At 61.6% G+C, this 18,682-nt stretch carries 21 protein-coding genes; 6 read left to right on the forward strand and 15 right to left on the reverse strand.

Annotation, left to right across the window (positions count from 1 at the left end):
- Window positions 1-161: 161 nt before the first annotated feature.
- The 6 genes from HY011_09045 to HY011_09070 all read right to left on the reverse strand — a co-directional run bounded on the left by HY011_09045 (window position 162) and on the right by HY011_09070 (window position 4,775).
- Window positions 162-1,004, reverse strand: a complete 843-nt coding sequence (locus tag HY011_09045) for a hypothetical protein (GenBank protein ID MBI3423072.1) — start codon at window positions 1,002-1,004, stop codon at window positions 162-164.
- Window positions 1,005-1,143: 139 nt separating this feature from the next.
- Window positions 1,144-1,500: a DUF1304 domain-containing protein gene (locus tag HY011_09050; GenBank protein ID MBI3423073.1), complete on the reverse strand. Its 357-nt coding sequence runs from the start codon at window positions 1,498-1,500 to the stop codon at window positions 1,144-1,146.
- Between the two features lie 86 nt (window positions 1,501-1,586).
- A complete protein-coding gene (locus HY011_09055; protein MBI3423074.1) occupies window positions 1,587-2,342 on the reverse strand; it encodes a hypothetical protein in 756 nt (251 codons plus the stop codon).
- A gap of 108 nt (window positions 2,343-2,450) precedes the next feature.
- Complete coding sequence (locus HY011_09060; GenBank protein ID MBI3423075.1) at window positions 2,451-2,951, reverse strand: hypothetical protein; 501 nt, start codon at window positions 2,949-2,951, stop codon at window positions 2,451-2,453.
- A gap of 78 nt (window positions 2,952-3,029) precedes the next feature.
- Entirely contained in the window at window positions 3,030-3,851 is an 822-nt protein-coding gene (locus HY011_09065) for a hypothetical protein (GenBank protein ID MBI3423076.1), read from the reverse strand.
- Window positions 3,852-3,938: 87 nt separating this feature from the next.
- Window positions 3,939-4,775, reverse strand: a complete 837-nt coding sequence (locus HY011_09070; protein MBI3423077.1) for a hypothetical protein — start codon at window positions 4,773-4,775, stop codon at window positions 3,939-3,941.
- A 91-nt stretch (window positions 4,776-4,866) separates the two neighbouring features.
- Between HY011_09070 and HY011_09075 the strand changes: the two genes are divergently transcribed.
- The gene (locus HY011_09075) at window positions 4,867-5,235 is read left to right on the forward strand and encodes a hypothetical protein (GenBank protein ID MBI3423078.1); all 369 of its coding nucleotides are present in this window, start codon (window positions 4,867-4,869) and stop codon (window positions 5,233-5,235) included.
- 87 nt (window positions 5,236-5,322) lie between these two features.
- Here HY011_09075 and HY011_09080 read toward each other — a convergent pair whose 3' ends face one another.
- Both HY011_09080 and HY011_09085 read right to left on the reverse strand, forming a co-directional pair.
- Window positions 5,323-6,600 carry an alpha-hydroxy-acid oxidizing protein gene (locus HY011_09080; GenBank protein ID MBI3423079.1) on the reverse strand — a complete coding sequence of 426 codons (1,278 nt, stop codon included), beginning with the start codon at window positions 6,598-6,600 and terminating at the stop codon, window positions 5,323-5,325.
- Between the two features lie 198 nt (window positions 6,601-6,798).
- Window positions 6,799-7,620 (reverse strand): hypothetical protein, encoded by an 822-nt coding sequence (locus HY011_09085; GenBank protein MBI3423080.1) that lies wholly within the window; start codon window positions 7,618-7,620, stop codon window positions 6,799-6,801.
- 83 nt (window positions 7,621-7,703) lie between these two features.
- On the opposite strand from HY011_09085, the gene HY011_09090 reads away from it, so the two are divergent.
- The 3 genes from HY011_09090 to HY011_09100 are packed head-to-tail and all read left to right on the forward strand — an operon-like array spanning window position 7,704 to window position 8,481.
- A complete protein-coding gene (locus tag HY011_09090) occupies window positions 7,704-8,081 on the forward strand; it encodes a hypothetical protein (protein MBI3423081.1) in 378 nt (125 codons plus the stop codon).
- Complete coding sequence (locus tag HY011_09095; GenBank protein MBI3423082.1) at window positions 8,078-8,320, forward strand: hypothetical protein; 243 nt, start codon at window positions 8,078-8,080, stop codon at window positions 8,318-8,320. Before HY011_09090 ends, HY011_09095 begins: the two co-directional genes overlap by 4 nt.
- An 11-nt stretch (window positions 8,321-8,331) precedes the next feature.
- Window positions 8,332-8,481 carry a hypothetical protein gene (locus tag HY011_09100; GenBank protein ID MBI3423083.1) on the forward strand — a complete coding sequence of 50 codons (150 nt, stop codon included), beginning with the start codon at window positions 8,332-8,334 and terminating at the stop codon, window positions 8,479-8,481.
- A gap of 8 nt (window positions 8,482-8,489) precedes the next feature.
- On the opposite strand, the gene HY011_09105 is transcribed toward HY011_09100, so the two are convergent.
- The 7 genes from HY011_09105 to HY011_09135 form a co-directional block, all read right to left on the reverse strand.
- A complete protein-coding gene (locus tag HY011_09105) occupies window positions 8,490-8,966 on the reverse strand; it encodes a nuclear transport factor 2 family protein (GenBank protein ID MBI3423084.1) in 477 nt (158 codons plus the stop codon).
- Between the two features lie 173 nt (window positions 8,967-9,139).
- Window positions 9,140-9,976: a hypothetical protein gene (locus HY011_09110; GenBank protein ID MBI3423085.1), complete on the reverse strand. Its 837-nt coding sequence runs from the start codon at window positions 9,974-9,976 to the stop codon at window positions 9,140-9,142.
- Window positions 9,973-10,719 (reverse strand): TetR/AcrR family transcriptional regulator, encoded by a 747-nt coding sequence (locus HY011_09115; GenBank protein MBI3423086.1) that lies wholly within the window; start codon window positions 10,717-10,719, stop codon window positions 9,973-9,975. The genes HY011_09110 and HY011_09115 overlap by 4 nt, the downstream gene beginning before the upstream one ends.
- A gap of 23 nt (window positions 10,720-10,742) precedes the next feature.
- Window positions 10,743-11,699: a tetratricopeptide repeat protein gene (locus HY011_09120; protein ID MBI3423087.1), complete on the reverse strand. Its 957-nt coding sequence runs from the start codon at window positions 11,697-11,699 to the stop codon at window positions 10,743-10,745.
- A gap of 257 nt (window positions 11,700-11,956) precedes the next feature.
- The gene (locus tag HY011_09125) at window positions 11,957-12,424 is read right to left on the reverse strand and encodes a hypothetical protein (protein ID MBI3423088.1); all 468 of its coding nucleotides are present in this window, start codon (window positions 12,422-12,424) and stop codon (window positions 11,957-11,959) included.
- A 140-nt stretch (window positions 12,425-12,564) separates the two neighbouring features.
- On the reverse strand, window positions 12,565-12,855 hold the full coding sequence (locus HY011_09130) for a hypothetical protein (protein ID MBI3423089.1): 291 nt from the start codon (window positions 12,853-12,855) through the stop codon (window positions 12,565-12,567).
- A 67-nt stretch (window positions 12,856-12,922) separates the two neighbouring features.
- On the reverse strand, window positions 12,923-13,207 hold the full coding sequence (locus tag HY011_09135) for a hypothetical protein (GenBank protein MBI3423090.1): 285 nt from the start codon (window positions 13,205-13,207) through the stop codon (window positions 12,923-12,925).
- A gap of 303 nt (window positions 13,208-13,510) precedes the next feature.
- Between HY011_09135 and HY011_09140 the strand changes: the two genes are divergently transcribed.
- Together HY011_09140 and HY011_09145 are read left to right on the forward strand one after the other, a co-directional pair.
- The gene (locus HY011_09140; protein MBI3423091.1) at window positions 13,511-14,905 is read left to right on the forward strand and encodes a helix-turn-helix transcriptional regulator; all 1,395 of its coding nucleotides are present in this window, start codon (window positions 13,511-13,513) and stop codon (window positions 14,903-14,905) included.
- 254 nt (window positions 14,906-15,159) lie between these two features.
- Entirely contained in the window at window positions 15,160-18,471 is a 3,312-nt protein-coding gene (locus HY011_09145) for an AAA-like domain-containing protein (GenBank protein MBI3423092.1), read from the forward strand.
- The last annotated feature ends 211 nt before the right edge of the window (window positions 18,472-18,682 follow it).

Here is an 18,682-nt window from a genome sequence, read left to right on the forward strand (position 1 = left end):
GCTCGGTAGGAGCGGCATCTGAGACGCGCACATGCCGCTCCTACGAAGCTAACGGACTTTTGCTGTACGGCTTCTATAAACAGGCCGCTCCTACGGAGCTAAAGCTGAAAGCCGCACTGGCAAACACCCGCTCGATCTCAATGCCATTCGCAAGTGGCCATTCATTGCACCTGATCCACCAGCGTCAGCACTTGTGTGCGCACGGTTTTGCGCGTGGCGTTGAGTTGCGTGATGACATCGGCGCCGTTCACGCCCGGCAGGACTTTGCTCAGCAGGTCGGGCGGATTTTGCGTTTCGAGGTGCTCGAATTTGGCAATGAAACTGAGCGTGATTTGCCCGTATTCCCGCTCCGTCCCGCCGGGATACCGCACGCCGAAACGCTGCCAGCCGTTGAGTGTGCCGCGCTTGATACGCTCCTCGTAGAGCGGCTTCAAGTATTTGCCGATCAGCGCGGTGTACTCAGGGCCCTTGCCCGGTTCCACCTTGTGAAAACTGATCTCGGCAAACGGCGCCGGCGGCAACGGTTGCGGATTGAGTCCGACGCTGTCGAGCAGCGTGACCATCTCTGAGCGCACCAGTCGGATCAGTCCCCGCGAACGCGCCAGGAGTTCGGCAGCGGTCGTGTTGGGAAAGACCTTGGTGAAGATCGCCGTTGGATAGGGCGTTTCGACAGCGGCGAACTTGTCGAAGGTGGTGATGGTGAGCCGGTCATATTCGCGGGCGGCGCCGCCGGGGAAGCGCACGTTCCACACCGACCACGATTTGATGATGCCCTGTTTGACGCGCTCGCGCTGGATGGGCACATAGGCCTCCTGTTCCAGCTTGCGATACTCCGGCCCTTTGCCCGGTTCGAGTTTGAAATACTCGAACAAGGCGTATTGGGGCGCGGCGGGTGGCGCTTGCGCCTGCGCGCGTTGCCGCAGACTCGGCGCACAGAGCGCGAGCAGCACGAACAGCGCGAGACAAAACGAACGCAGCGAGCATTGGTGAATTCTGTGTGTCATGGTTTTTCTCCTTGTTGGGTTGTGATTGAAATTGAAGGTGCGTGAAACTGGCGCGCCTGGTTGTGCGCGCCACGGAATCACGAGGTTGTCCACACGCCGCGCTCGCTGATTTCTAGTCGGCGGTCGTGTCGTGACAACCTCAAGACAGCCAGACCAAAGCGAGCGCGACCGCCCCAGGCAGCGCCTGCGCCAAGAGTATTTTTCGATTGCTCGTGAAGCCTCCGAACAGGCCCGCGATGATGACGCAAATCAAAAAGAAGACCTGGATGGCGGTGTCGTGGCTCAGCAGTCCCCAAGCCAGCCCCGCCGCCAGAAAGCCGTTGTACAGCCCTTGATTCGCGGCCAGTGACTTTGAAGCAGTGGCGAACTGCTGTCTGTCTTGCATCTCAAAAATCTGTAGGCCGGGAAACTTGTCCCAGAAAAACATCTCCAGGATCAGGAAGCCGACGTGCAGTGCGCTGACCAGCCAGACGCAGAAATTGGTGATGGTGCTCATTGGTTGCTCCTTTTACTATTGTTTTGAGGTTTACCTGCCGGCCACGCTGGCGCGTGACACACGAAACGTTCCAGGTGCCGCCCGCGTCACTTTGCCTGCGCCGCTGGCTGACCAGCCACGATGCTCAAATCGGGGCGGTAACGCAGCCAGTAATCGGTGTCGCACATCACGACGCCCGCCGCCTGCAACTGCGCGGTGGCCTGCCGGTCAAAGGCCGCGTCGAGATCGGCGAAACGCTCGCCCATGCGCCACGACAGAAAAGTGTTCACCACATCGCCGCCATAACGCAGCTTGGCGAACCATTCCGTCGCCGCCCGGTTTTGCGCCGCGTGCGGCAGCAATTCGCCTTGCACCCATTGCGCGAAAGCGCCGTCGCGTTGGGGCGCGGTCGTCGTGATGCGCAAACGCAGCAGGCGCGGCCAAGCGTGGACAGGCAATGGTTGCGCGCTCAATGCCGGGTGCGTGACGATGACGTAAGCGAGCCGCTCTTCGTAAAGTCGTGTGAAGGGCGGCCACAGGGCCGCCGATCCCGACTCGTTTTCCGGCTGGGTGAATTGCTCTAAGGCGTCCGCCTCCGCCAGCGGTTGCAACGTGATGAGTTCTTTCAGATCGCCCCACGCCGTAGACCAGGCGTACAGGGTTTTCACTCCGTCCCGGCGGCGCGCGGGGGTGAGTTCCTGCCGGATGAAGGCCGCGTAACCGGGCTGCAAATTGCGATACACCACCAGCAGAAAAAACTGCGGTTGTTCGGCGGATGGCGTTTGCGTTTGCGCGGCGGGCAACCACGCGCAGGCGCAGAGCAGCGCCAACCAAAGGAACCCTGACAGCCGTTGTGTAAGCATAGTGTGCTCTCCTGTGAATGATGCGTTCAGAGCGCCGCGCCGCGTCAACGGTCTGCTGAGGCGGCAAATGAGTTTGTGTTCCGGCGCCGCGCGCCGCGTTTGCGGCGGTTACGGATCGCCTTCGCCGCCGCCACCGCCGCCGCCCGGATCAGGCGGTGGAATCACGGTCAGTGTTTCGATGCGCCGCGCCAGCAGGTTGAGCGGCTCCACCACCACGCTGGCAATGGGGCCGATGGCGTTGCCGAATACTTCCACCGCGCCGCCCGCGCTCAGGTTGACCGCCAGGCCCAAGCGGACGCTTTCAAAATGCTGCGGCGGCACGAATTGGTTTCTGGCAAACGTGAACCTCAGCTTGTCTTGCGCCGTTCCCGCCGTCAGCCGGCAAATGACGAAGCCGAAGGAATCCTCTGGCGGCAAGCCTTGCACGAGCAGGCAACTGAAAACGGCGCGCGCTTCGACGAGATAATTACCGGCGGGCAATTCGATGCGAGCGAGCGAGGCCTCGGTACCCTTGGCCGGTAGCTCGGCAAACGCGATCTGGTGCGCGAAGTATTCATTGTCGGCTGCGGTGCCGACTGCTTCACTGGTTGCATAGTTGGTTTGTGTCATAGCGTTTGTCCTCCGGGCGCCGGCGCTGAGGTAGGGCGATTTGGCAAATCGCCCCGCCCTGCACCAGCGCAAATCGAGTTAGGGATTGATCGCCTTGCCGTCTACCTTGCCGTCAATGATGCTCAGGTCGGGACGGAAGCGGATCAGGTAGGCTTCGTCTCGTGCGAGTACGCCCGGCGCAAGCTGGTTGTAAATCTTGCGCGCCTCGGTTTCACCGAGCTTGTTGATGAGTGGATCACCCGCATCCAGTTCAGCCGTGCTCGCCAGCGGTCTGAGCATCAGATAAGTGGTCGTGTCGCCGCCGAAACGCAGCCGAAAGCGCCATTGGCCGAGCATCTCGCTTTGCGACACGCTCTTGATGTAACTCTTCAGGAAGCTTTCGTATTCACCGGCGCGGCCAGGCGCGGCGTGTTGCCAGCGCATAATCGCCAGTTGCGGTTGACCAGTCAGTTTCGGGTTTGTCCAACTCAGGTCGGGTTGCGCCTCGACGGTCAGAATCTCTGTGCCCGTCAGAAACTTGCGCGAGGTCTGATAGTAAAGGGCCGTGGCGGCATCGTTGCCCAACGCCGCGCGGATCGAATCGGGCACCGTGCCGATGGTGGCGTAGCTTTCCATCGGCACAAAGGTGAGGAAGTCAAACCGGTCGCCACGCTCCGAGCGCCAGACGTATTTGGCTTTGAGTCCGCCTTTGAGTTGGAGCGGCAGCGTGGTGTTTTTGGTGAAGTCGCTGAATTCAGCGAATAGCTCCGGCTTGACGTGTTGGATCGTCAGATTGAGCAACTGCTTCTTCTCCGCGCGTTGCGCCGTTGCCAGCCTGGTCAGTGGCGCGAATGAAGATAGCAGCAGGCTTGCCAGCGCGACGACGCCAGCGGCGCAGATCACTTGCGTGATTCGTTTCATTGTCGGTCTCCTTTGTGAAAGTTGGTTGGTGGACGGCGGGAGCGCACACTGTGCGGCTTGCGTTCCCGCGTATGGCCTAAGTGAAGCTCACTTCGCCGCTAGCAGCTTGCCCTCAGCGATGCTCAGTTCCGGGCGATAACGCAGCAGACAGGCTTCATCCGCGACCACCACGCCCGGTGGCAATTGGCTGTAAAGTTTCTGCGCCGCCTCCGCGCCGAGCAGTTCGCGCAAACCTTTCGCATCGTCCAGTTCGGCGAAATTCATCATGGGCCGCAGCATCACGTAGCTGTAACTGTCGCCGCCGAAACGCACGCGGTAACGCCACTGGCCGAGCATGGTGGTTTGCGCGACGAGCTTCAGCCGCGCGGGGATTTCGACGTTGCGGAAGTAATTCTCGTACTCGCGCTCGCGGCCCGGCGCGACCTTGATGAAGCGCAGTACCGCCGCCTTCTGCATCCCCGCTTTGTAATTCGGACTGGTCCAACTCAATTCCGGCAGATGCTCCAGCGTGTAGGCTTCATCGTTGGCCAGCATGCGCCCGTGCTTTTGCCAGAAGGCCGCCGCCGCTTTCGCGTCGAGCACGCGACTGATGCCAGCCGGGTGATCCAGATCGGCAAACTTTTCGATGGGGTGCATGAAGATGCGCCCGCCCATGCCGCCCCGCGTCAGGTTCCAAACATCCATTTGCTGAATGCCGCCCTTGATGCGCAGCGGGTTTGCCTCAGTGCGGACGAAGTTGTCGTAGTCATCGCCCAGGCCGGGTTGTGGGCGACGAATCATCAGGTTGTACAACTGATGTTTCTCCGCGCTGGGCGCGGCGGTTTGTTGCGCCGCGACGGTTTGCGTTGTTGGCGCGGTGGTGGATTGACAGGCCGTCAACGCGCAGGCGCAGGCGGCGAGAATGATGGGGAGTACTCGGTTCATGATTTTTCCTCCTAGCGATTGATTGAGTTAGAATCCGCCCGCTGACCAAACCAGCTCAGTAAACGCCAGTTCAGCAAACGGAGGTTGCCAAATGACAACGTTGGAGCAAGTGATCGAAAGCGCGAAAACCCTGCCGCCCGCCGACCGCCAGCGCTTGCAGCTTTTCCTGCAAGAACAGGCCGCGTGCGACGCCACTGCCGCACAAGCTGACAGCGCCGCGCAGGCCAAAGCCGAACGGTTGCGGCAGGAACTGGACGAGTACCGGCGCGCCAAAGCCTGGATCGCCGCGCATCGCGCCGAATATCTGGGCCAATGGGTCGTGCTCGCGGGTGACCGGCTTATCAGCCACGGCTTTGATGGCCATCAGGTTTGCGATGAAGCCAGAACCGCTGGCATCAAAGTTCCTTTCCTGGTTTGGCTCCATGAAGAACCAGCGGCTTTTATGACGGGGCTTTTGTGATGGCCTATCAACTCAACTTCACCGCCAGACACGCTTACGACACACGGGCGGAGGGCATCACACTTTCGCGCTCCCGCTAAACAGCTTTCACCGCAACTGATTGATCACGTGCGCCCGTGTAATCTTGTCTACCGAAGTTGCCCCAGCCTGCCGCATGATGGTTAGCAACTCACGCCGCAAGATTTCCAGCACCGTCTCGACGCCGGGTTGCCCGAACGCCGCCAACCCCCAGGCGTAAGGGCGGCCGATGCAAACACCGTTCGCGCCGAGCGCCAGCGCCTTGAAAATGTCCGTGCCCCGGCGAAAGCCTCCATCAATCAGCACGGGAATCCTGCCGGCCACGCCCTCTACCACTTCGGGCAGGCTCTCAATCGTCGAGCGATTGCTTTCTTCGCCGCGCCCGCCGTGGTTCGAGACGATGAGGCCATCCACTCCGTGTTCGACCGCGAGTTGAGCGTCTTCGCGCGTGACGATGCCTTTGACGACCAGCTTCATGGTGGTCGTGTCGCGGAGCCGCTTGATGAAGTCCCAGGTCATATTCAGCGGAATCAAGGCAGAGCTTGGTGACCGGTTCAGACCCGCAAACATGGGCCTTTGCGTGCCCACGCTGGTGGGAGTGACCCGGATGTGGCAATCGCTGCATTGGCGTGAGTCCATGCGCCTGAATTTCAACAACGTTTCCCGGTTGGTGCCGCCCTGCGTGTCTACGGTCAGCACGAGCGCCGGGCAGCCCGCCGCTTCGGCGCGTTTGGTCACCGCACGTGTGATGTTCCATTCGTCGGTCGGATAAAGCTGGAACCAGACCGGCGCGCCGCGCGCCTCGTTGACCGCTTCGACCGGCGTGGAGGTCACGGTGGAGAGCACTTGCAAGTGGCCTTTCGCACGCGCGGCTTTCGCCACTGCGATTTCTCCATCGGGATGGAAAGCCTTCTGGCTGCCCATCGGAGCCAACACGATGGGACTGTCCCAGGTGACGCCAAACAAGCGGACGGACATGTTAATCTTCTCCACATCAATCAGCCGGCGGGCGCGAATTTGCAGTCTGGCAAAGCCCTCGCGGTTGGCGCGCAACGTGGCGTCTTCGTCCACGCCAGTCGCCAGATAGCCAAAGTGTGCGGGCGGCAGTTTCTTGCGCGCGACCGCCTCGAACTCCATCACGTTGAGCGCTTGTTCCGGCACGGCAAGCAAAGCTTCGCCTTGCGCAAGGCCCTCAAGCGCGGCGAGCGCAGCGGTGGTTTTCCCGTTGCCAGACAGCAGCTTCTCCATTGGGGTAAACGAAAAGCCGGAGCAAGCCAGCAGCGGACTCGCCGCAAGCAAGCGTAAGAACCTGCGGCGACTGGCCGCTTCCTCGACAAGATTTCGCATCGCTAGTTTTCCTTTCATTGCTCCCACATTCGCGGCCAGCCGTAGCGCAAGTGGGCCGAGGTTGCGCCGCTCCGTCATCCGACCCATTCCGGGAACCAGACGCACTGCTGAAGCCGCACCGTTGCCCGCACTGTTCGTCCTATCCACCGGCGCAACCTCGGCCCACTTGCGCTACGGTTGCCGCGTTCTCGGTGTCGCTCAATTCGCCGCCACCACGACCGGCTTGCCGTCAAAGATGCTGATGTCCGGGCGATAGCGCACCAAGCGCCGCTCCTGGCGCGCGACCGTACCTGCGGGCAGTTTGTCCATGGCGGCTTGCACTTGCGCGCCCTGCGGCGTGGTTTGATCTATCTCCGCTGGCGACGTGAGCAGGCGCAGTTCAAGGTAAGTGCGGGTGATGTCGCCGCCGAAGCGCACCTTGGTGAACCAACGCGCCAACGCACTGCCTTGGCGGTCTGCCGGGATAAATTCGGTTTTGCGCCAGTCTTCATAGGCTTTCGTCTGCCCCGGCGCGATTTCGAGGAAATTCAAAATCGCCCAGTCCGGCTTGCCCTGAAACTTCGCGCTGGTGTGGCTGAGCGCGGGGTCGTAGCGGACGACGTAAGCCAGCCGCTCTTCATAGAAGCGTGCGGCCCTAGCAAACAAAGCGGCGGCGCCGTCACCCAACGCTTTGTTAATTGCGGTAGGTTGTCCGATCTGGGCATACCCCTCCGGCATTGGGTTAATGGCAATGAGTTCGGTCGTATTGCCGTAGACCGTCGCCCAATAGTCGAAGCGTTTCGTGCCGCCCTTAATGCGCGCGGGATTCAACTCATGTTTGAGGAAGCTGGTGAGCTCCGTCATGTTCGCCGGTTTCACGCGGTAAATCTGGATTTGCCAAAGCTCTGTTTTGTCGGCGGGCGGCGCGAAGCTGTTGGGGCTTTGCGCGGCGGCTGGCGGGAACGCTTTGTGCATGAGCGCGGGCGTGGCGAGCGCGAGCAGCAGCGCGAGAATGATGAACAAGCTGCGATAGGGTTTCATGATGCTTTCTCCTTTTGCCGATAGTGACCGGCGGGTCGTTGTCAGTTACAATCCGGCAGACCATGCAACCGGAGGAAAATGTGATGATGACGTATGAACAAGTGCTTGAAACCATTGGTACGTGGCCGCGCGCCGCGCGCCGCCAATTGCGCGAACAGTTGCAGACGCTGGAACAACAGGACGCCGCGCCTGCACCGCCAGTCGAACAACCTGTCAATGGTGTGCACCAAAGCGAGACCGTCGAAGAACAAATCGCGCGCTTCAACAAAGCGCTGAACTGGATTCGTGAACACCGCGCCGAATACCTGGGCCAATGGGTCGTGCTGGTCGGCGACCAACTCATCAGCCACGGGCCTGATGCCGCGGCGGTCTTTGCGCAAGCGAAAGCTGCCGGCATTGAAACGCCGTTCCTCGAACAAATCCGCGCAGAAGAACCGGCTTACTGTGGAGGCTGGTTGTGAGCCACACGCTGACGTTCGCCACGCTTTATGAATACGACTCCCGCCGCGAAGGCATTGAGTTGCCGGTTGTCCTGCGTTCCGGCGCGCGCTCGGTGGCGTTGCGGGCCCCGGTTCCACCTTTTGCATTTTCCGGCGCGACCTCGGCGAGCAACTCGGCTTCGACATCGAACGCGGCCTGCCGCAATGGATCGGCACGGCAACGGGCCGCTTTCTCACCTATGGCCACGAAGCCCTGCTAACGGTGCTCGGCTTGGAAATCGTCGCCACGGTCTATTTCGCCGCCAGCGTAGACATTCCGGTCAACGTGCTGGGCCGCGTCGGCTGGCTCGACCGCGTGCGCCTGGGTTTGGTGGATTACAACTGCCACCTTTATCTGAGCGCGAGCGGCGACCCGGCCTAACCCTTCCTTTACTGCGTTGCGGGAGGCCCGGCTGGTTTGATCGCGGTGAATTGCGAAGCCGCCAGCCGCCATTGCCCGCGCTCTTTCAGCCAGACGCTGGTGCTGCGCCAATCCGCTTCGTAACTGCCCCGGCTGTTATGGGCTTTGACCTTGTAACGGCAGAGCACGATGGCTGTGTCGCCGTGCACATTGGCTTGGCGTTCCACCTGCTGCCAGTCGTCCCAGCCGCTGGTTTCCGATTTCAAACTGTTGACCAGACGCGCGCGGTCACCGACCCCGCCGCCGTCATACACCGTGAAGTAATCGTCGGTGAAGACGCGTTCGATCAGCGCGCCATCGCGTTTGACGAGCGCGGTCAAGACTTCGTCAAGCCGCTTGAGCACGGCTTGCGCGTCTTTGCTCAGCGCGGGTTTGGCGGACGTTTGCGCGAACGCGGGCAGTGCCGCAACGCAGACGAGCAGGGTGATGAACAGGATGCGTTTCATGATTGATCTCCTTGTGAATGGGTTATGGCGCGCGCCGGGTGTACCTGGGTACGCAGCGCTTCCAGCGTGCGGGCTTCAAAGGGGACGCCTTGGTTCCGGCAGGGTTTCCCTCCGGCATGCATTCGTCCGATTGAAAGCCCGCCTGCTGGAAGCGCTGCGTACCCAGGCTGCGCTTACTTCGCGGCCTTCTGCGCTTCGGGCCGGATGCTCAGTTCCGGCACGTAACGATAGACCGCCGATTCCTGCGACAGCACAACACCTGCCAGCTTTGGGGCTGCGCCGCCGCTGCCACCAGATGTACCAGCCTTGACCAGCGATATTCCCCATTTGTCAATGCCCGCGAAGGAATCCAGGAAGAACATGCCGAAGTACTCATTGTTGTCGCCGCCAAGCCCAACCTTGCTCATCAAGAAGCCATTCGACTCGCCCTTGCGCAGCCACGACAGCGTGAAGTTTTTGAAAATGTCTTCGTACTCTTGCGTGCGGAAAGGCGCGATCTTCGTGCGGTAAACGACGGCCAGCTTGGGCTCCGCGTCGCGTTTCAGCGGGATGCACAACTCAGGCCGCAGTTGCACGCTGAAGCGGCGCGTGTCGGCGACGAGTTGGCTCCACTTCGCATTCAAGGCGCGCGCGCCCTCCGCGCCCAGGGCCTTCGTCATCGGATTGGGTTCATCGAGATTCGCCAGCCCGCGTGACGGTTCAACCGAGATGTATTCATAGCCTTCGCCGAAAACGGCGGTGTTCCACACGTTGTGTTCTTTCACGCCGCCTTTCTTGAGCGCGGGCAAGGCTTCGTTGATTTGTAAGTCTCTGAACGCGCCTTCCATGCCGGGTTTCACATGCGTGATGCGCACCCAATAAGACGGCGGCGTGGCGGTGGGTTGCGCGGTGGCGCCTTGCGTGGCGGCGACCGGCACGGGGGTGAATTGGAAGAGCGCGCATACGGCGACGGCCAACAACAGGCCGCCCAGCGTGGCGCGGGTGCATGACAAAGTGGCTTGGGGTTTCATTGTTGCGATCTCCTTGCGGGGGAAAGTTCGTTGAAGGGTTGGCGTCGCTGGCCGCCGCGTCCGTTGGCGCGTGGCACGGCGAGTTGGGTGGTTTCGTGTTGGGACGGGCATAGCAGCCCGCCCAGCACGAGGTTCAGAATCTCTTCGGTCAGCGCGGCGGCGCTCAGGCGGCCATTGGGGTCGTACCAGCGCGCGACCCAGAGCATGGTGCCGAGCAAGCTGAAGGCGGCGACGGTTTCATCCAGCGCGCGCAGCTTTCCTTCGTGTTTCAGTTGCCACAGCGTGTCGCGCAGCAGCTCAACATAGGCGCGTTTGCGTTCGTCAATCCGGCGGCGCTGCGTTTTGTTGAGACCGCCGGTTTCGTCCACGACGATGGTGACGGGGTTGCCGCGCCCAGCGCTTTTGCCAGGGCTGTTTGTGGAGGCCCCGGCGGTGATGAGGGCAACGTGGTTGCGGATGATGCTTTGCAACCGCGTTTCGGCATCGGCGCAGGCGCGCGCGGGCGTGCTGACGTGCTCTTCCAGCCGATCAAGCCCGAAGCTCATCACGGCATAGAGCAATTCCTGTTTGCCGCCGGGGAAGAAGTAATACAGCGCGGCTTTGGTGACGCCGACGGCGTCGGCGACGGCGCTCATGGTCGTGGCGTCGTAACCGCGCGCGCAAAACAGCGTGGCTGCCGCGCGGTAAATTTGCGTATGGCGCGTGCCCTCAGCCGCTTTGATTTTTTTACGCAATGTTTTCATGGCGGGCCGCAAGGAACGTCGAGTTAGGGTTTGTCCGCCTTGACCGCTTCCAGCGGCGGTTCGAGTTGGGCGGTCGGGTTGTCGCTCATGGTCAGACTGCGGTTGAAATCGGCTTCGGCCTCAAAGCCTTTGCCCAAGGCTTTGTAAACGGCGCTGCGATTGAAATAGGCCAGGCCGAAGGTGGGCCGCAGTTCGATGGCGCGGTTGTAATCGGCGAGCGCGCCTTGCAGTTGGCCGAGTTTCTTACGTGTCACGCCGCGATTGTTGAAGACGAACGCTAGTGTCGCGTCAAGCGCAATGGCTTGGTCATAATCGGCGAGCGCGCCGCGCAAATCGCCCCGGTCGTGTTTGATGCCCGCGCGATTGTTGAACGCGACGGGCAAGCGCGGTTCGAGCTTGAGCGCCTGGCTGTAATCGGCGAGCGCGCCCTCGACATCGCCTTGCTGCTGCCGCGCGAGGCCGCGATTGTTCCAGGCCAACACGGCGCGCGCGTCGTGTTTGAGGGCTTGATTGAAATGACTGATGGCCGCGTCCCACTCCTCGCGCTTGAGACACAGATTGCCGAGTTTGATGCGGGCCGAGACATAGGCCGGGTTGCGTTGGAGCGCCGCTGCAAAATCGAGCCGCGCGGCGTCCCATTCGGCGCGGTCGTAATGCACGACGCCCCGGTTGTAAAACAGCGGAGCCTCTGCCGGCGTCAGCACACCGATGTTGCTGGGAGCCACCGTGTCGGGCGCAGCGGGCGCGAGGCGCGTCGCCAGTTCGATGGCGCGGTCGAACTCGCGCAAGGCATCGTCCAACTCGCCGTGTTGATAAGCAACCACGCCGCGTTTGAAAAAGTCTGCGGCTGAACGCGGCGTGGCCGTTGGTGACGGCGCGGCTGGGCGGCTGGGCGGCGGTGCGCTTTGGCCGTAAAGCAGCGTGGCTGCGGCGCACGTGACGCTGAGGATAGTGCTGGCAATCGGGAAGAGGCGTTTCATTGGCTTGGCTCCTTCTGAAGTAACTGCTGGTTGAATTGGACTGGCGCAGCAAACGGGTTGGCGCAGCGCGCACTTCGACGCACGACAGCGCTGGTGGCCTTGCTGCACCGCAACGTTTTTTCTGGCTCTATTGGTAAAGGCGTCGAACGCGGCGAAAACTGGACACGCGGGCTAAAAAATCTTTGCGGCCCAGCTTCGCGAACGCGGGCAGGGCCTGTCACCGTGCCCGCTGGGTGTGGCGAAACGCCCTTGACGGACTATTCGGCTGCCAGGAAATGCTGTAACTCCGACGGTTGTTGCAACAGCGTTTCGGTCGCACATGCGAGCGCGCCCGCGCCCGCGCCGGTGATGCCGCCCGTGATGTTGCGGCCCCGGCCCAGACCTGCATAAGCGCCGAAAAGGGCGCCCAGCAACGCTTCTTTTTGCCCTGGGGCGGCCAGCACGATGTCGGCCAGCGCCACGGCCAGCGGGCTGGCGGTCGGGCGTTCTTTGATTTGCTCGGCGGCTTCCAGCACGGCGGCTTCGGCTCCGGCACAAGCCAGCCGCGCCAGTTGGCGCAATTGGTGCTGCTCTTCGTGGCTGAGACCGAGCAGGCTCAACCGCAAGAGCATGTATTTCAGCCCGCGCCGCGCGTCGTCGAGCGCGAGCCGATGGGCATTGGCGTACTGGTTGCCCGCCGCTTGCGCGAGGTCTTGTTCTGCCGGGGAAAAAACGGTTTGATTCATAGCATCCTCCAAACACACTTTCACTGGTACGCCGAATAAAGCGGCGTAGGCTTCGCCGATATGTAAATTGACGGCGCGGCTGTGTGGCTATTCCCACACCCAAACGGACGACAAGCGGTGCGCCTGCGTGTGCGCGGTGTTTACTTCGCCGCCGGAACGCTCCGCGTGGTGTCAAACTCAAAAACACCGTCTTGGGGATTGAACGCACCGAAGCCAGGCCAGGGGGGATTCAAAATAGGATCCAAAGTCGGGGTGTCTTGGGGAATCAGGATGAACACCTTGAAGTTGCCTTTAACCGTGGTTGTTCTTACGTCGGCAACTTTGATGTTGAAGTCCTTCAATTTTTTCGCGACTAGCCCCAGCAACTCCTTTTTTTTCGCCGGGGCGTCCGCCGTTTCATAGCCCAGTATCCGCAGAAATTTCTCTTGCATGTTTTGCTCCTTACTTGAGAAGTGGGGAAGCAATTTGCTGGCCGCCCCACGGAATTTTCAGCGCTGTCTATTTCGCGTCATCGCCTAAAGCGGCGTTTAACTGGAATTTCTCGCTGTCTTTTTTCAGCAACGCCGCGAGTGTGGGCCAGGGTCTGGCATCCAGCGCTTTGGGATCGGTCTTGTGAAAGACAACCAGCACCCTGAGCGTGCCGCCGGAATCGCTAGCCAAGACGTGCGCCTGACTGACTTTTGCCGCTTTCTTGAGATCCGCAATTAGCTTGGGGGTCTCAGTGCGAAGTGTGGTCTGATCCGCAGCGTTCGTAGCCACGTAATCAAAAACTTCAATGTTCACGTCATTGCTCCTGGAAATTTCAGCCGCCACCTTTTTGCCGTCCGGCAACCGGTGTGACTGAGCTGTAAATTTATTTGATGCCGTATTGTCGCGGCTTCAACGCTTGGCATAGAATGCCGCCCCGTTGAGTTCAGCCGTGAGTCCTGCAATGACTCACGTCCTTGGTTTCGCCCTCCATACGGCATCGAGTACGGTTGTTTGTTGTTGCGCAACATAAACGAAGCCTGCTTTGACAGTCTTTAAGGTTTGGAAAAATTCCGGCTAAAGTTCGCTGAAATTTTTCCCGGCCAGGGGAGTGACTCGATGAACACACGCCCGCGCCGGATTTACGAATTCGGGCCTTACCGCCTGGAACTGGCTGAATGCCGGTTGTGGCGCGGCGGCCAGGAACTAAAGCTCAGACCGCGCCTGTTCGATCTGCTGGCCGTGCTGGCACAGCGCGGCGGGCAGATGATCGAAAAGGACGAACTGCTGCAAACCGTCTGGCCCGACAGCGCCGTCGAAGAGAACAATCTGACCGTCAGCATCAACGCGCTGCGCAAAATCCTCGGCGAACACTACATCGAAACCGTCTCGAAACGCGGCTATCGGTTCACCGCGCCGGTCACCGTGCTGGCTGGCGAAACGCCGAACGCTGCGCCGCCGCTTGCTCAAACCGCCGCGCCCGGGCTGCCGACGGCTGAATTGCCGCCGCCGGGTGGGGCGCTGCCGCTGCATTCGCCGTTGTATCTCGCACGCCGCACCGATGCCGAATTCAACACGGCCATCGCGCGGCGCGACAGCATCGTGCTGGTCAAAGGCGCGCGTCAGGTGGGCAAGACTTCGCTGCTTGCGCGCGGCTTGCAAGAGGCGCGGGCGGCAGGCGCGGCGGTGGTGCTGACCGATTTTCAGCACCTCAACGCCGAAGCCTTTGCCACTGTCGAAAAGCTGTTGCTGACGCTGGCCGAATTGATCGCCGACCGGCTTGATCTCGACACGCCGCCGCACGAACACTGGAACAGCTTTCTCAGTCCGAGCAGCAACTTCGAGCGCTATTTGCGGCGGCAGGTGCTGGCGCGGCTCACCACGCCGCTGGTGTGGGCGCTAGACGAAGTGGACAGGCTTTTCAGCTTTGCTTATGCCAGCGAAATTTTCGGGTTGTTCCGTTCCTGGCATAACCTGCGCGCGCTCGAACCTGACGGGCCGTGGCCGCGCTTGACGCTGGCGCTGGCTTACGCGACCGAGGCGCACCTGTTCATTAGCGACCTCAACCAATCCCCCTTCAACGTCGGCACGCGCCTCGTGCTCGAAGATTTCACGTGCGACCAAATCGCCGAACTGAATGAACGCTACGGCGCACCGCTCGGTGATGAGGCCGAAATCGCGCGCTTCTTCGCCTTGTTGGGCGGGCATCCGTATCTGGCGCAGCGCGGCCTGTATGAACTGGCGCAACATGGCCTGGCGTTGACGGCGCTCGAAGCGCAGGCCGACCACGATGAAGGGTTGTTCGGCGATCATTTGCGGCGGCTGCTGGTTTCGCTCGAACGCGACGCGGCCCTGTGCGCGGCCTTGCGCGCCTGGTGGCGGGAACAAACCCCGCTGGCGAACGCGGAGTTTTACCGGCTGCGCAGCGCGGGCGTGCTGGCGGGCGAAGCAGCGACGGAAGCGCGGCCTCGCTGTGAATTGTATGCGCGCTATTTGCAGCCGCGGTTGTTGTGAACGACCGGAGATTGGAGATTGGAGATTGGATTTATGGTTTGATGATCGGGTTTTGGTACTTGGGCGTTGGTGCTTGGGCGTTGATGCTTGGGAATTATCAGCGGCTAGCTCTGTCAATCAATAGGTGACGGACTTTGCCTGATCTCCAATCTCCAATCTCCAATCTCCAATCTCCGATTCAAACTTGATTGGCAGAAGAGACGCGCACCCGGTTGTAACGTTCGCTATCCAGCTTGCAGTATCGGCTTGCACCAATGGACACATTGCAACCCCAATTCGCCCCCGGTTTTTACGTGGTCGGCGGCACGCTGCGCCACGATGCGCCGTCCTATGTCGAGCGGCGCGCCGATCATGAATTGTTCGAGGCGCTGGCGCGCGGCGAATTTTGTTATGTGTTGACGGCGCGCCAGATGGGCAAATCGTCGCTGATGATTCGCACGGCGCGGCGGTTGCGCGCGGCGGGTTGTGGCGTGGCGGTGCTCGATCTGACCGCCGTGGGCCAGAATCTGACGGCGGAGCAGTGGTACGGCGGGTTGCTCTTACAAGTCGGCCAGCGGCTCGAACTGGAAGACGAATTGATCGAGTTCTGGCAAACGCAAACGCTGCTCGGCCCGTTGCAACGCTGGCTGGCGGCGTTGCGCACGGTGGTGTTGCCGCGTTATCCCAGCGCGCGGCTGGTGATTTTCATTGACGAGATTGACGCGGTGCGCAGCCTGCCGTTTTCGACCGATGAGTTTTTTGCCGGGTTGCGCGAATGTTACAACCTGCGCAGCGCAGACGCGGAACTGGAGCGCCTGAGTTTTTGCCTGTTGGGTGTGGCGACGCCAGCCGATTTGATCCGCGACATGCGCATGACGCCTTTCAACATCGGTCGCCGCATCGAATTGCACGATTTCACTGCCGCCGAAGCCGCCCCACTGGCGCAAGGCTTGGATTGTCCTACGCACATTGCCGATGTCTTTCTAGCGCGCATTCATTACTGGACAAACGGCCATCCTTACCTGACGCAACGCCTCTGCCAGGCCGTCGCCGAAGCCAACCTGCAAGCCGCCAACCACACACCGCAATTCGTGGATGAATTGTGCGTCGAGTTGTTTTTCACGCGGCGCGCGCAGGAACGCGATGACAATCTGCTGTTTGTGCGCGAACGCCTGTTGTGCCACGAGGCCGATGTGGCGAGCCTGCTCGACCTCTATGCCAAAGTGCGCAAGGGCCGCCGCGTCGCCGCTGACGAAGCCGCTCCGCTGGTGAGCGCGTTGCGGCTGGCGGGCGTCACGCGCGGCGCGCCGGCGGGGTTGGCGCCAGCAGGATTGATGGAGGCTGGCTTGCAGGTGCGCAATCGCATTTACGCGCGCGTGTTCGATGCGGCCTGGATCGCGGCGAACATGCCGCAGGCCGAATTGCGGCGGCAACGCGCGGCCTATCGGCGCGGTATCGTGCGCACGGCGTTGCTGAGCGGTTTGTTGCTGGCGCTGGTGAGTTGGCTGGCCTTTACCGCCATCGGCCAACGCAACCGCGCCGAGCAGGAAGCCGAAGCGCGGCGGCAATTGCTTTACGATTCGCAACTGCGCTTTGCCTGGCAGGAGTGGGAGACCAACGCCAACACCGACCGCATCGAAGAGTTGTTGAACAGCACGCGCCCGCAACCGGGTGAGAGCGATCTGCGCGGCTTTGAGTGGCAGCAACTCTGGGCGCTCACGCATGGCGAAGTGTGGCGCTGGCAGGAAGCGGATAAAGTCGTCGCCACGGCCTTTGCGCCCGACGGTCGGACGCTGGCCATCGGCACCGCCAGCCGGGCAGGCGCGCGCGGCGAGAATCAATATCTGGTGAAACGCTACGACCTCGACACGCGGCGCGAGTTGCATTCTTTCCGCGCGCCCGCCGGCAATGGTTTTGACTTGATCGTCTTTGCGCCGGGCGCACAGCACGTGGCGACGGACAGCCCTGATAACAACGTCGTTTTGTGGGATGTGCTGACAGGGCAGCCGCTGCAAGTCTTCAAAGGACACACCGACTTGCTGAAAGTCATCGCCTTTGCGCCGGACGGCCGCCAACTGGCGACCGGCGATGCGACCGGCGTCGTGAAGCTGTGGGACACGGCGACGGGCCGCGAACGTTTGACGCCGGGGCAAAACAAAACAGGCCCGCCGCCGCCGCACGACATCACCTGGCTCGCGTTTGCGCCGGATGGCCGTTGGCTGTTGGCCGCCGACGGCACAGCAACCGCGCGCTGGTGGGAAACCGCGACGGGCCGCGCGCTGCCGCCCTTCGTCTTGCCGGATGGCTTTATTCAAAACGCCGTCTTTCTGCCCGACGGCAAACAGTTGTTGACGGGCGATAAAGACAGCGCCTTTCACCTATGGGATGTCACAACGCGGCGGCATTTGCTGCGTTGGAACGGCCACACCGGCTTTATCCAAGCCTTCGCTTTTGCGCCCGCTGGCCGCACGCTGGCGACAGGCAGCTATGACCGCACGGTCAAACTCTGGCCGTTGACCATGCCGCTGAAGCAAGTGCCGCAACCCGTCACGCTGCGCGGCCACGGTTCGGCGGTCTATTGCTTGGCTTGGTCGCCGGATGGCCGCTGGCTGGCGACGGGCAGTTTGGACAACACCGTCAAACTGTGGGACACACACGCGCCGCCCGCATTACGGTTGCCAGCGGAAACAATGGTTTCCTGGCAGGCGACGGCCTTTACCGCCGCGCACGAATTGCTGGCGCTAGGCGTCACCAAAGACAGCCAGGTGAAGCTCTGGAATCTTTCTAAGGAGCAGGCGCCGGGGCAGGCAACCGGACAGGGGGTGGCGCAATTCACCGGGCTGGAACCGGACAAGCAGTTGTTGTGCGCTGTTTTCTCGCCTGATCAAAAGCTGGTGGCGACCGGCGGGATGGACACGCTGGTCAGACTTTGGGACACGGCCAGTGGGAAGCTGCGGCAAACCTTGCGCGGGCACGTTTCGATCGTGAAGGGCCTCGCCTTTTCACCCGATGGGAAATTGCTGGTGTCAGGCGGCGACGACCTGACCCTACGGCTCTGGGAGGTGGCGACAGGGCATGAATTGGGGCAATTCAAAAGTGAAGTGGAGAATGCCTGGCGCGCGGCCTTTGCGCCGGATGGCCGCACCCTGGCCGGGGCCAGTCGCGACGGCAGCGTGAAGCTCTGGGAGGTGGCGACGCAACAACTCTTGCGCGGCTTCAACGGGCATACCGACAAAGTCAAAGCCCTGGCTTTCTCGCCCGACGGCCACTGGCTGGCGACGGGCGGCGATGACGGCGTCATCAAACTGTGGGAAGTCGCCACGGGCCACGCATTGAAAACATTGGGGCGCACCGACAAGCTGCAACGCCTTGCCTTTGCGCCCGACAACAAACGGCTGCTGACGGGCGGGGTGGACGGCACCGTCAAACTCTGGAATGTCACCACGGGACAGGAATTGCTGACGCTGCCCGGCCATCAGGACGAAGTGACGTCGCTCACCTTTGCCAGCGACGGGCTGAGCCTGGCCACCAGCGGCGGCGACGGTACGGTGCGCTTGTGGCGCGCTCGCACGGCCAGCCCCGAATAACGTAGGCCAGACAGTGCGGCGTGACCGCGCCCCGTCCATAACGTAGACCAGCGGCGTGCTTCTAACTGATGTTACGCAGGCGAAGAATTGCAAGAAAGGTTGACACCCTCTGTGTGCCGGAGGCACAGCGGATTTTAGCCGGTGGTGGAGGCCTCGCCGCAACCACCGGAAGCAGGCGCACACGCCCCGCGCCCCGGGAGGGGCGCAGGAC

The organism is Acidobacteriota bacterium, assembly GCA_016196035.1.
In the GTDB taxonomy this organism is placed as follows: Bacteria; Acidobacteriota; Blastocatellia; order RBC074; family RBC074; genus JACPYM01.